Annotated in this window: 12 protein-coding genes; 11 read left to right on the top strand and 1 reads right to left on the bottom strand. The window is 70.0% G+C overall.

Annotated elements, in window-relative coordinates; all coding sequences use genetic code 11:
* Window positions 1-131: 131 nt before the first annotated feature.
* Entirely contained in the window at window positions 132-935 is an 804-nt protein-coding gene (locus FGW31_RS14210; RefSeq protein ID WP_373303478.1) for a C40 family peptidase, read from the bottom strand.
* 777 nt (window positions 936-1,712) lie between these two features.
* Here FGW31_RS14210 and FGW31_RS14205 point away from each other — a divergent pair.
* From FGW31_RS14205 to nuoK, 11 genes are read left to right on the top strand one after another with little or no spacing between them, the layout of a single operon-like run.
* Complete coding sequence (locus FGW31_RS14205; RefSeq protein ID WP_030494815.1) at window positions 1,713-2,072, top strand: NADH-quinone oxidoreductase subunit A; 360 nt, start codon at window positions 1,713-1,715, stop codon at window positions 2,070-2,072.
* A gap of 13 nt (window positions 2,073-2,085) precedes the next feature.
* On the top strand, window positions 2,086-2,640 hold the full coding sequence (locus tag FGW31_RS14200) for a NuoB/complex I 20 kDa subunit family protein (protein ID WP_031035164.1): 555 nt from the start codon (window positions 2,086-2,088) through the stop codon (window positions 2,638-2,640).
* Window positions 2,637-3,377 carry an NADH-quinone oxidoreductase subunit C gene (locus tag FGW31_RS14195; protein WP_142193775.1) on the top strand — a complete coding sequence of 247 codons (741 nt, stop codon included), beginning with the start codon at window positions 2,637-2,639 and terminating at the stop codon, window positions 3,375-3,377. The genes FGW31_RS14200 and FGW31_RS14195 overlap by 4 nt, the downstream gene beginning before the upstream one ends.
* Window positions 3,374-4,696 carry an NADH-quinone oxidoreductase subunit D gene (locus FGW31_RS14190; RefSeq protein ID WP_142193774.1) on the top strand — a complete coding sequence of 441 codons (1,323 nt, stop codon included), beginning with the start codon at window positions 3,374-3,376 and terminating at the stop codon, window positions 4,694-4,696. Before FGW31_RS14195 ends, FGW31_RS14190 begins: the two co-directional genes overlap by 4 nt.
* Window positions 4,693-5,601: an NADH-quinone oxidoreductase subunit NuoE gene (gene nuoE, locus FGW31_RS14185; RefSeq protein WP_142193773.1), complete on the top strand. Its 909-nt coding sequence runs from the start codon at window positions 4,693-4,695 to the stop codon at window positions 5,599-5,601. Before FGW31_RS14190 ends, nuoE begins: the two co-directional genes overlap by 4 nt.
* Window positions 5,601-6,950, top strand: coding sequence for an NADH-quinone oxidoreductase subunit NuoF (gene nuoF, locus FGW31_RS14180; RefSeq protein WP_142193772.1), 1,350 nt, complete (start codon window positions 5,601-5,603; stop codon window positions 6,948-6,950). The genes nuoE and nuoF overlap by 1 nt, the downstream gene beginning before the upstream one ends.
* Window positions 6,947-9,451: an NADH-quinone oxidoreductase subunit G gene (locus FGW31_RS14175; protein WP_142193771.1), complete on the top strand. Its 2,505-nt coding sequence runs from the start codon at window positions 6,947-6,949 to the stop codon at window positions 9,449-9,451. Before nuoF ends, FGW31_RS14175 begins: the two co-directional genes overlap by 4 nt.
* Window positions 9,448-10,824 (top strand): NADH-quinone oxidoreductase subunit NuoH, encoded by a 1,377-nt coding sequence (gene nuoH, locus FGW31_RS14170; RefSeq protein ID WP_142193770.1) that lies wholly within the window; start codon window positions 9,448-9,450, stop codon window positions 10,822-10,824. The genes FGW31_RS14175 and nuoH overlap by 4 nt, the downstream gene beginning before the upstream one ends.
* On the top strand, window positions 10,817-11,458 hold the full coding sequence (gene nuoI, locus FGW31_RS14165; protein WP_142193769.1) for an NADH-quinone oxidoreductase subunit NuoI: 642 nt from the start codon (window positions 10,817-10,819) through the stop codon (window positions 11,456-11,458). The genes nuoH and nuoI overlap by 8 nt, the downstream gene beginning before the upstream one ends.
* Window positions 11,455-12,297 (top strand): NADH-quinone oxidoreductase subunit J, encoded by an 843-nt coding sequence (locus FGW31_RS14160; protein ID WP_142193768.1) that lies wholly within the window; start codon window positions 11,455-11,457, stop codon window positions 12,295-12,297. Before nuoI ends, FGW31_RS14160 begins: the two co-directional genes overlap by 4 nt.
* A complete protein-coding gene (nuoK, locus tag FGW31_RS14155; protein ID WP_004927567.1) occupies window positions 12,294-12,593 on the top strand; it encodes an NADH-quinone oxidoreductase subunit NuoK in 300 nt (99 codons plus the stop codon). The genes FGW31_RS14160 and nuoK overlap by 4 nt, the downstream gene beginning before the upstream one ends.
* The last annotated feature ends 4 nt before the right edge of the window (window positions 12,594-12,597 follow it).

Genomic DNA, 12,597 nt, shown 5'->3' with positions numbered 1-12,597 from the left:
CGGTGCCGTCCGGCACGCGCAACACACGCCCGGCGAGGGATGATTCGGGCAATCGGGAGATCTTGCCCGTGGTGAACGAGGGAGGGCCGCTGCCCGGACGGCAGCGGCCCTTCAGCCCGTGAGGGCGCGGCTCAGAGCACGCGCACGGCGCCCGACGCCGGGTAGCCGGAGAGGTCCTGGATCACGACGCCCTTGGCGGAGTTGGCGGCGTCCAGGTACTGGCCGTTGCCGATGTAGACACCCACGTGGTAGGCGGAGCCCTTGCCGCCCCAGTACAGGATGTCGCCGACCTGGATCTGCGACAGCGGGATGTCGGTGCCGACCATCGACTGGTCCTGCGAGACGCGCGGCAGGTCGACGCCGACCTGGCGGAACGCGGCCTGGACCAGGCTGGAGCAGTCCCAGGCGTTGGGGCCGGTGGCGCCCATGACGTAGGCGTCGCCCACCTGCGCCCGCAGGAAGGCGACGACCGCCGCGACGCTGCCGCTGGCCGGCGCGGAGGCGGTCGTCGTGGTGGTGGTGGCGGAGAGGGTGGCGCGCTCGGCGTCGCGCGCGGCGCGCTCGGCGGCGGCCCTGCGGGCCTCCTCGGCGGCCTTCTTCTTCGCCTCGGCCTTCTTCTTGGCCTCGGCGAGGTCCGCCTTGGCCTCCTTGGCGGCCTGGGCGGCGGCCGCGTCACGCTCGGCCTGCAGCTGGTAGCTCGCGGCGGCCTGCTGGGTGGCGTCCGCGGACTGGGCGACCTGGGCGGCCAGGTCGGCCGTCAGGGTGGGCAGTTCGAGGGTCTGCGTCACGGGCTCGGCCGCGTTCGCCGAACCCGACGCCCCGGCCACTGCCAGGGTGCTGAGGACGCCACCGGCAACTCCGGCCCGCATCGCGATCGTGGACGACGCGGTACGGCGGGGCTTCCGGTGGCTGCGTATGTGAGCGGTGTGGGACATGGGAACAACCGGTATCAGGGGCTGCTTCATATCTTCAAGAAACGTGTGCTGCGCCACAGTTGTTCAATCGGGGCTCCGAATCCCGGGCGTGTCGTTCTTTATTGACGCCGTAACGGACATTGCGGGCGCCCGTGATCGGCCCGTGATCACGCACTTTCATCGTTACGTCCGAATTGCCCTCCGCTTACCACCGGTTGGACCGATTGGCCAATCCCTCCTCTCATGCGGCTCTCATGAATGTGGCGGAGGTCACGGAACGATTACCCCTGCCCCCACGTCCCCCGCCCCGGCCGCGCCCCGGTCGACGGTGGTGATCGATGGCCGGAACGTGACGCCACGACTTCGTGAACGCGTGCACACGTCCACACCGCGCCTCGCGTCCCCCTGATGTGTGAACGCGCCCTCTATCAAGAGATCCGGTCCAGCACCAATTTGCATGCAAGGGAACCATCTTGATATTGAGACGGGCCTTCTGAGCTGCAATGACGAGGTAAAATGTCACGGTTGGTGATCACGCGAACGCTTCGCGTGTGAAGATCTCCGCTCATCCGACTTCATGATCGTTCGTCAGGTGGTGGAGATCACAAAGCTTGTGCAATACCCCGTGTCGCAGATCACAGACTCGCGGGCATAAGATGCGGAGCGGTTGGGCTTGTGACCTGCTTCACATGTTCTCGATCTTCGCCGGGGCGGGCGGGGTTCGGGGGACTGGCGAGGCGGACGTGAGCCCGACGCAAACCGCCAGCAGTCAGTGCCGACTGAGAGGAGCGAGGAGCGGTGAACGCGTATGCGCCCATCCTCGTACTGGGAGCCCTCGGGGCAGGCTTTGCGATCTTCTCCGTGGTCATGGCCACGCTGATCGGTCCGAAGCGGTACAACCGCGCCAAGCTCGAAGCCTACGAGTGCGGTATCGAGCCGACCCCCACGCCGGCCGGCGGCGGGCGCTTCCCCATCAAGTACTACCTGACGGCGATGCTCTTCATCGTCTTCGACATCGAGATCGTCTTCCTCTACCCCTGGGCCGTCACCTTCGACGCCCTGGGGCTTTTCGGGCTCGTGGAGATGCTGCTCTTCGTGCTCACCGTCTTCGTCGCGTACGCGTACGTATGGCGGCGCGGCGGCCTGGAATGGGACTGAGGGGCCTTTAGCCATGGGACTCGAAGAAAAGCTGCCGAGCGGATTCCTGCTGACCACCGTCGAGCAGGCCGCGGGCTGGGTGCGCAAGTCGTCCGTCTTCCCCGCCACGTTCGGCCTCGCCTGCTGTGCCATCGAGATGATGACCACCGGCGCCGGCCGTTACGACCTGGCGCGCTTCGGCATGGAGGTCTTCCGCGGCTCGCCGCGGCAGGCGGACCTCATGATCGTCGCCGGGCGGGTCAGCCAGAAGATGGCGCCGGTGCTGCGGCAGGTCTACGACCAGATGCCGAACCCGAAGTGGGTGATCTCCATGGGGGTCTGCGCCTCCTCGGGCGGCATGTTCAACAACTACGCGATCGTCCAGGGCGTCGACCACGTCGTCCCGGTCGACATCTACCTCCCGGGTTGTCCGCCCCGCCCCGAGATGCTGATGGACGCCATTCTCAAGCTCCACCAGAAGATCCAGGGCTCCAAGCTCGGCGTGAACGCCGAGGAGGCGGCCCGCGAGGCGGAGGAGGCGGCGCTCAAGGCCCTGCCCACGATCGAGATGAAGGGGCTGCTGCGATGAGCGACGCGAACGGCAACGGCACCAACCCGGAGAAGGAGCTCTCCGCGGAGAACCTCCCGGGCCAGCGCGGCCAGGGCGGCGAGGAGATCCGCGTCCAGCGCGGCATGTTCGGCGCCGCGGGCGGCGGCGACACCTCGGGCTACGGCGGACTGGTCCGCTCGGTCCGGCTCCCGGGACCGGCGGCCCGCCCCTACGGCGGCTGGTTCGACGAGGTCGCCGACGAACTCGAGGGCGCCCTGGAGGAGCAGGACCTGCTGCCCGACAACGCCATCGAGAAGACCGTCGTCGACCGCGGCGAGCTCACCTTCCACATCGCCCGCGAGCACCTGGTGCGCGTCGCGAAGACCCTGCGCGACGACCCCGCACTCCGCTTCGAGCTGTGCACCGGCGTCAGCGGCGTGCACTACCCGAACGACAAGGGCCGCGAGCTGCACGCCGTCTACCACCTGCGCTCGATCACCCACAACCGGCTGATCCGCCTGGAGGTCAGCGCGCCCGACAGCGACCCGCACATCCCGTCGCTGTTCCCGGTCTATCCCACGAACGACTGGCACGAGCGCGAGACGTACGACTTCTTCGGCATCGTCTTCGACGGTCACCCGGCGCTGACGCGGATCATGATGCCGGACGACTGGCAGGGCTTCCCGCAGCGCAAGGACTACCCCCTCGGCGGCATCCCCGTCGAATACAAGGGCGCCCAGATCCCGGCTCCGGACCAGCGGAGGTCGTACTCGTGAGCACACAGTCGGCATCAGCACGCGAGACCACCGAGGGCACCGTCTACACGGTCACCGGTGGCGACTGGGACGAGGTCGTCGAGACCGCGGCCCGCGCCGACGACGAGCGCATCGTCGTCAACATGGGGCCGCAGCACCCGTCCACCCACGGAGTGCTCCGCCTGATCCTGGAGATCGACGGCGAGACGGTCACCGAGGCCCGCTGCGGCATCGGCTACCTCCACACCGGCATCGAGAAGAACCTCGAGTACCGGACGTGGACCCAGGGCACCACGTTCGTGACGCGCATGGACTACCTGACGTCGTTCTTCAACGAGACGGCGTACTGCCTCGGCGTGGAGAAGCTCCTCGGCATCGAGGACCAGGTGCCCGACCGCGCCTCGGTCATCCGCGTGCTCCTGATGGAGCTGAACCGGCTCTCCTCCCACCTGGTGTGCATCGCCACCGGCGGCATGGAGCTCGGCGCCACCACGATCATGATCTACGGATTCCGGGACCGGGAACTGATCCTCGACATCTACGAGCTGATCACCGGCCTGAGGATGAACCACGCCTACATCCGCCCCGGCGGACTCGCCCAGGACCTGCCGCCCGGCGCGGTGGACCGGATCCGCGAGTTCGTGAAGAAGATGAAGAAGAACCTCCCGGAGTACGACAAGCTCGCCACCGGGAACCCCATCTTCAAGGCCCGCATGCAGGACGTCGGCTACCTCGACCTGGCCGGCTGCATGGCCCTCGGCGCCACCGGCCCGATCCTGCGCTCCACCGGCCTGCCGCACGACCTGCGCAAGGCCCAGCCGTACTGCGGCTACGAGACCTACGACTTCGAGGTCCCGACCGCCGACAGCTGCGACGCCTACGGCCGCTTCCTGATCCGCCTGGAGGAGATGCGCCAGTCGCTGCGCATCGTCGAGCAGTGCCTGGACCGGCTGGAGCCCGGACCGGTCATGGTCGCCGACAAGAAGATCGCCTGGCCCGCCCAGCTCGCCCTGGGACCGGACGGACTGGGCAACTCCCTCGACCACATCAAGAAGATCATGGGCACCTCCATGGAGGCCCTGATCCACCACTTCAAGCTGGTCACCGAGGGTTTCCGCGTCCCGCCGGGACAGGCGTACGCGGCGGTCGAGTCACCCAAGGGCGAGCTCGGCGCGCACGTCGTCTCCGACGGCGGCACCCGCCCCTACCGGGTCCACTTCCGCGACCCGTCCTTCACCAACCTTCAGGCCATGGCGGCGATGTGCGAGGGCGGCCAGGTCGCCGACGTCATCGTCGCCGTCGCGTCCATCGACCCCGTGATGGGAGGCGTCGACCGGTGACCACCTCTTCTTCGGAGCGGGGCGTCAGCCTGGGCATGCCCGAACTGCCCGCGCCCGCCTACCCGGACGACGTCCGGGCCCGGCTGGAGACCGACGCGCGCGAGATCATCGCCCGCTACCCGGACTCCCGGTCCGCCCTCCTGCCGCTGCTGCACCTCGTGCAGTCGGAGGAGGGCCACGTCACGCGCACCGGCATGCAGTTCTGCGCGGACGTGCTCGGCCTCACCACGGCCGAGGTGACGGCGGTCGCCACCTTCTACACCATGTACCGGCGCCGGCCGAGCGGCGACTACCAGGTCGGGGTGTGCACCAACACGCTGTGCGCCGTCATGGGCGGCGACGCGATCTTCGAGGAGCTCCAGGAGCACCTCGGCGTCGGCAACGGCGAGACCACCGACGACGGCAAGGTCACCCTGGAGCACATCGAGTGCAACGCGGCCTGCGACTTCGCGCCCGTGGTGATGGTCAACTGGGAGTTCTTCGACAACCAGACCCCCGAGAGCGCCAAGCGCATGGTCGACGACCTGCGCGCCGGCCGCCCGGTGTCGCCGACCCGCGGTGCGCCCCTGTGCACCTTCAAGGAGACCGCCCGGATCCTGGCCGGCTTCCCCGACGAGCGGGAGGGCGCCGTCGAGGCGACCGGCAGCGCCGGGCCCGCCTCCCTGGTCGGCCTGAAGCTGGCCAAGGGCGAGGCACCCGCGCGTGTGGTCCACCCGCGCGGTGAGGCCCCGCGGGACACCGCGCCGCACGAGCCGTCCCCGGCGGAGCACCTCAGCTCGCACGACGCGCCGCAGGACACAGCGGCCTCCGATCCCTCCCACCCGTCGCCCACCACCGCCCGTGAAGGAGAGGCCGCGCCTCGCCCCTCCGACCCGGCCGGGCCCACTGCCGAGGAGGGGGAGTGATGACCTTGGCACCCGAACTCAAGGACACCAGCCCGGAGAAGCTGCTCGCGCCGGTGCTGTCGGCCTTCTGGGACGAGGACGAGTCCTGGACGCTGGACGTCTACCGCAGGCACGACGGGTACGAGGGGCTGCGCAAGGCGCTCGCGATGTCCCCGGACGACGTCATCGCCTACGTCAAGGAGTCCGGTCTGCGCGGGCGCGGCGGCGCCGGCTTCCCGACCGGGATGAAGTGGCAGTTCATCCCGCAGGGCGACGGCAAGCCCCACTACCTCGTGGTCAACGCCGACGAGTCGGAGCCGGGAACCTGCAAGGACATCCCGCTCCTCTTCGCCAACCCGCACAGCCTCATCGAGGGCATCGTCATCGCGTGCCACGCGATCCGGTCGTCGCACGCCTTCATCTACCTCCGCGGCGAGGTCGTCCCCGTACTGCGGCGACTGCACACGGCGGTGCGCGAGGCCTACGAGGCCGGCTTCCTCGGCGAGAACATCCTGGGCAGCGGACTCGACCTCGAACTCACCGTGCACGCGGGCGCGGGCGCGTACATCTGCGGTGAGGAGACCGCACTGCTCGACTCGCTCGAAGGCCGCCGGGGCCAGCCGCGGCTGCGTCCCCCCTTCCCCGCCGTCGCGGGCCTCTACGCGTGCCCGACCGTGGTGAACAACGTCGAGTCGATCGCGTCGGTTCCCGCGATCATGCACCGGGGCAAGGAATGGTTCCGCTCGATGGGCAGCGAGAAGTCCCCGGGCTTCACGCTCTACTCCCTCAGCGGCCACGTCGCCAGCCCCGGCCAGTACGAGGCGCCCCTCGGCATCACCCTGCGCCAGCTGCTGGAGATGAGCGGCGGGATGCGGCCGGGCCACCGGCTGAAGTTCTGGACGCCGGGCGGCTCCTCCACGCCGATGTTCACCGACGAGCACCTCGACGTCCCGCTCGACTACGAGGGCGTGGGCGCCGCCGGATCCATGCTCGGCACCAAGGCCCTGCAGTGCTTCGACGAGACGACCTGCGTGGTGCGCGCCGTCACCCGCTGGACCGAGTTCTACGCCCACGAGTCCTGCGGCAAGTGCACGCCCTGCCGCGAGGGCACGTACTGGCTGGTGCAGCTGCTGCGCGACATCGAGGCCGGCAAGGGCCGGATGTCCGACCTCGACAAGCTGAACGACATCGCCGACAACATCAACGGCAAGTCCTTCTGCGCCCTCGGCGACGGCGCCGCCTCGCCGATCTTCTCCTCGCTCAAGTACTTCCGCGAGGAGTACGAGGAGCACATCACGGGCCGCGGCTGCCCCTTCGACCCCGCGAAGTCGACGGCCTGGGCCGACCACCGCACGGAGGTGAACGCATGACTGTGACCACCAGCGCTCCCTCCGGCGGGGGAGAGGCGGCGGTCCCGCCCGAGGACCTCGTCACGCTGACGATCGACGGCGCCGAGATCAGCGTGCCCAAGGGCACCCTGGTCATCCGGGCCGCCGAGCAACTGGGCATCGAGATCCCCCGGTTCTGCGACCACCCGCTCCTCGACCCGGCCGGCGCCTGCCGCCAGTGCATCGTCGAGGTCGAGGGCCAGCGCAAGCCCATGGCGTCCTGCACCATCACCTGCACCGACGGAATGGTGGTGAAGACCCACCTCACCTCGCCGGTCGCGGAGAAGGCCCAGAAGGGTGTGATGGAGCTGCTGCTCATCAACCACCCGCTGGACTGCCCGGTCTGCGACAAGGGCGGCGAGTGCCCGCTGCAGAACCAGGCGATGTCGCACGGCAACGCCGAGTCCCGCTTCGAGGGCAAGAAGCGCACCTACGAAAAGCCCGTACCGATCTCCACCCAGGTGCTGCTCGACCGCGAGCGGTGCGTGCTGTGCGCCCGCTGCACCCGCTTCTCCAACCAGATCGCCGGCGACCCGATGATCGAGCTGGTCGAGCGGGGCGCGCTGCAGCAGGTCGGCACCGGCGAGGGCGACCCGTTCGAGTCGTACTTCTCCGGCAACACCATCCAGATCTGCCCGGTCGGCGCGCTCACCTCGGCCGCCTACCGGTTCCGCTCCCGTCCCTTCGACCTGATCTCCTCGCCGTCGGTGTGCGAGCACTGCTCCGGCGGCTGCGCCACCCGCACCGACCACCGGCGCGGCAAGGTCATGCGGCGGCTCGCCGCCCACGACCCCGAGGTCAACGAGGAGTGGATCTGCGACAAGGGACGCTTCGCGTTCCGGTACGCGCAGCAGCGGGACCGGCTCCAGACGCCGCTGGTGCGCAACGCGGAGGGCGAGCTGGAGCCGGCGTCCTGGCCCGACGCGCTGCAGATCGCGGCGCAGGGACTGCTGGCCTCGCGGGGCCGCACCGGTGTCCTCACCGGCGGCCGGCTCACCGTCGAGGACGCCTACGCGTACAGCAAGTTCGCGCGGGTGGCGCTCGACACCAACGACATCGACTTCCGCGCGCGCGTGCACAGCGCCGAGGAGGCCGACTTCCTCGCCGCCCGGGTGGCGGGCCGCGGCCGCGACCTCGCGGGCACGGGCGTCACGTACACCGTGCTGGAGAAGGCGCCGGCCGTCCTGCTGGTCGGGTTCGAGTCCGAGGAGGAGGCGCCCGGCGTCTTCCTGCGGCTGCGCAAGGCCTGGCGCGGGCACGGGCAGCGGACCTTCGCCCTGGCCACGCACGCCACCCGCGGCCTGACGAAGGCCGGCGGCACGCTGCTGCCGGCCGCGCCCGGCACCGAGACCGAGTGGCTGGACGCGCTCGCCAGCGGCGTCGGCCTGGAGGGCGACGGGGCCGCCGCGGCCGAGGCGCTGCGGGCCGACGGCGCGGTGATCGTCGTCGGCGAGCGGCTCGCGGCCGTACGCGGCGGTCTGACCGCGGCCGTACGAACGGCCACCGCGACCGGTGCCCGGCTGGTGTGGATCCCGCGCCGGGCCGGGGAGCGGGGCGCGGTGGAGGCGGGCGCGCTGCCGTCGCTGCTGCCGGGCGGCCGCCCGGCGACCGACCCGCGCGCACGGGAGGAGGTCGCCGCCGTCTGGGGCGTCGCCGACCTGCCGCACCGCTACGGCCGCGACACCGGCCAGATCATCGAGGCGGCGGCGCGCGGTGAACTCCAGGCGCTGCTGGTCGCGGGCGTGGAGGTCGCCGACCTGCCCGACCCGGCCCGCGCGCGTGCGGCACTCGCCGAGGCCGGGTTCGTGGTCTCGCTGGAGCTGCGGCCCAGCGAGGTCACCGCGCTCGCCGACGTCGTCCTGCCGGTCGCCGCGGTCGCCGAGAAGGCCGGCACCTTCCTCAACTGGGAAGGCAGGGTCCGCCTGTTCGAGGCGGCGCTCAAGCCCGACCAGATGACCCGGCGTCTCGCGCCCACCGACGCGCGCGTGCTGCAGATGCTGGCCGACGCCATGGACGTCCACCTGGGGCTGCCGGACCTGCGCACGGTCCGCGCGGAACTCGACCGGCTCGGCGCCTGGAGCGGCCCGCCGGCCACCGACCCGCTGGAGACCGCGGGCGCGCTGCCCCGGCCGGCCGCCGGAGAGGCGGTCCTCGCCGGACACCGGCTGCTGCTCGACCAGGGCCTGCTGCAGGTCGGCGACGAGGCGCTGGCCGGGACCCGGCACGCCGCGCACGCGCGCGTGTCGGCCGCCACGGCCGCCGAGGTCGGCGTCAAGGACGGCGACCTGCTCGCGGTGACCGGCACCGCCGGCACGGTGCAACTGCCCGTGGAGATCACCGAGATGCCCGACCGCGTGGTGTGGCTCCCGCTGAACTCCACCGGCGGCGGCGTCGCCTCCGACACCGGGGAACGGCCCGGATCCCTCGTCCGCATCGGACCGGCGACGCTCGCCGCCGAGGCCCCCAAGGAGGTGGAGGCATGAGCCCGTACCTCGCCGCTGAAGACCTCTCGATGTTCGGCCGCGACCCCTGGTGGCTGGTCGTCGTCAAGGCGGTGTTCTGCTTCGCCTTCCTGATGGTGACCGTGCTGATCTCCATCGTGATGGAGCGCAAGGTCGTCGCCTGGATGCAGCTGCGCATCGGCCCCAACCGGCACGGCCCCTGGGGCATGCTCCAGTCGCTCGCCGACGGCGTGAAGCTGATGCTCAAGGAGGACGTCGTCGTCAAACGCGCGGACAAGGCGGTGTACGTCCTCGCGCCGATCGTCGCGGCCATCCCGGCCTTCATGGCGATCGCGGTGATCCCCTTCGGCCCGGCCGGCAACGAAATCTCGATCTTCGGCCACCGCACCACGATGCAGCTCACCGACCTGCCGATCGCGGTGCTCTACATCCTCGCGGTCGCCTCGGTCGGCATCTACGGCATCGTCCTCGCCGGCTGGAGCTCGGGGTCGACGTACCCGCTCCTCGGCGGCCTGCGCTCCTGCGCGCAAATGATCTCCTACGAGATCGCCATGGGTGCCGCCTTCGCCTCCGTGTTCCTCTACTCGGGGTCGATGTCGACGTCCACGATCGTCGAGCAGCAGACCGACCGCTGGTACGTGCTGCTGCTGCCGGTCTCCTTCATCATCTACATCGTCACCATGGTCGGTGAGACCAACCGCGCCCCGTTCGACATGCCGGAGTCCGAGGGCGACCTGGTCGGCGGGTTCAACACCGAGTACTCGTCGATCAAGTTCGCGATGTTCATGCTCGCCGAGTACATCAACATGGTGACCGTCTCGGCCGTCGCCGTGACGCTCTTCCTGGGCGGCTGGCGGGCCCCGTACCCGATCAGCACCTTCTGGGAGGGCGCGAACCACGGCTGGTGGCCGATGCTCTGGTTCACCGGCAAGCTGTTGACGCTGCTGTTCGGCTTCGTCTGGCTGCGCGGCACGCTCCCGCGCGTGCGCTACGACCAGCTGATGAAGCTCGGCTGGAAGGTCCTCATCCCGGTCTCCCTGGTGTGGCTGATGCTCGTCGCCACCGTGCGGGCCCTGCGGAACGAGAACTACGACTTCGCCGACATCGCGCTCTACATCGGCGGCGTCGTCCTCGCCCTGCTGCTGCTCTCCTTCGTGGCCGACATCTTCCGGGCCAAGTCGAAGGAGGCCGAGCAGCCCGCCGAGGGCACGCCCGGCTTCGACCCCATGGCGGGCGGGTTCCCCGTACCGCCGCTGCCGGGGCAGGAATTGCCACCGGTGCCGCGCCGCCGGCCGCGCCGTGAGCGCGAGCTGATTGTCAGTGGTGGGCCCGATACTCAGAGTGACGGACCGCTGGGTGGGTCCACGGAGGGAAAGGAGGCGCACGATGGCTGAGGAGCCCAAGGAGACCAAGCCCGGTTTCCTGAACCCCGTGGCCGGCTTCGGCGTGACCTTCAAGGCCATGTTCAAGAAGCGGCTGACCGAGCAGTACCCGGAGCAGCAGAAGACCACCGCTCCCCGCTTCCACGGACGGCACCAGCTCAACCGCCATCCGGACGGCCTGGAGAAGTGCGTCGGCTGCGAACTGTGCGCCTGGGCCTGCCCCGCCGACGCGATCTACGTCGAGGGCGCGGACAACACCGACGAGGAGCGCTACTCGCCCGGCGAGCGGTACGGCCGCGTCTACCAGATCAACTACGCCCGCTGCATCCTGTGCGGCCTGTGCATCGAGGCGTGCCCCACGCGCGCGCTGACGATGACCAACGAGTTCGAGCTGGCCGACTCCAGCCGTGCCAACCTCATCTACACCAAGGAGCAGCTGCTCGCCGGTCTGGAGGAGGGCATGGTCGACTCCCCGCACGCCATGTACCCGGGCACCGACGAACAGGACTACTACCGGGGCCTGGTCACCGAGGCCGCGCCCGGTACGGAGCGGCAGGTCGCCCACTCCAAGGGCGAGGTGGTGCAGGAGGCCGAGTCGACCTTCGGTCCGGAGGAACCGGCGTCGGAGAAGGTGATCGGGCGATGACCGAGCAGCTCGCCGCCTACTCCACCTCCACCGGAGAGGCCCTGCAGTTCTGGGTCCTCGGCACCGTCGCGGTGATCGGCGCCCTGTGCACCGTCTTCATGAAGCGGGCCGTGCACAGCGCGCTCTGCCTCGCCGGCACCATGATCATCCTGGCGGTGTTCTACCTGGCCAACGGCGCCTACTTCCTGGGCGTCGTGCAGATCGTCGTCTACACCGGCGCGATCATGATGCTGTTCCTGTTCGTGGTGATGCTGGTCGGCGTCACCGCGGCGGACTCCCTGAAGGAGACCATCAAGGGGCAGCGCTGGCTGGCCCTGCTGTGCGGTCTCGGCTTCGGCATCCTGCTGATCGGCGGCATCGGCAACGCCTCGCTCAGCGAGTTCAACGGCATCGGCGACGCGAACGCGGGCGGCAACGTGGAGGGCCTCGCGGCCCTCATCTTCACCAAGTACGTCTTCGCCTTCGAGATCACCGGCGCCCTGCTCATCACGGCCGCCGTCGGCGCCATGGTGCTCACCCACCGGGAGCGCACCGAGCGCGCCAGGACCCAGCGGGAGCTGGCCGAGCAGCGCGTCCGCGAGGGCAGGTACCTGCCGCCGCTCCCGGCGCCCGGCGTGTACGCCCGGCACAACGCCGTGGACATCGCGGGCCTGCTGCCCGACGGCACCACGTCCGACCTCACCGTCAGCAAGACGCTGCGCGAGCGCGGCCAGGTCCGTGACGTCTCCCGGGAGGCGATCAACGACCTGCGGGCGATGGAGCAGCGCGCGGAGGAGCGCCTGGAGCGCCGCGCCATCGACGCGCCGACGTTCAAGCGGGCCGAGGAGGCGTCGAAGTGAACCCGGTCAACTACCTGTATCTGGCGGCCCTGTTGTTCACGATCGGCGCCACCGGCGTGCTGATCAGGCGCAACGCGATCGTCGTGTTCATGTGCGTCGAGCTGATGCTCAACGCCTGCAACCTCGCCTTCGTCGCCTTCTCCCGGATGCACGGCAACCTCGACGGCCAGATCATCGCGTTCTTCACGATGGTCGTCGCCGCCGCGGAGGTCGTGGTCGGACTGGCGATCATCGTGTCCCTGTTCCGTTCCCGCCACTCGGCCTCGGTCGACGACGCCAGCCTGATGAAGCTGTGAGGGG

Origin of the sequence: Streptomyces calvus (assembly GCF_006782915.1) — a bacterium.
Classification (GTDB): domain Bacteria; phylum Actinomycetota; class Actinomycetes; order Streptomycetales; family Streptomycetaceae; genus Streptomyces; species Streptomyces calvus.
Note: the sequence above shows the minus strand (reverse complement) of the source record. Positions and strands in the feature narration are given on the sequence as shown.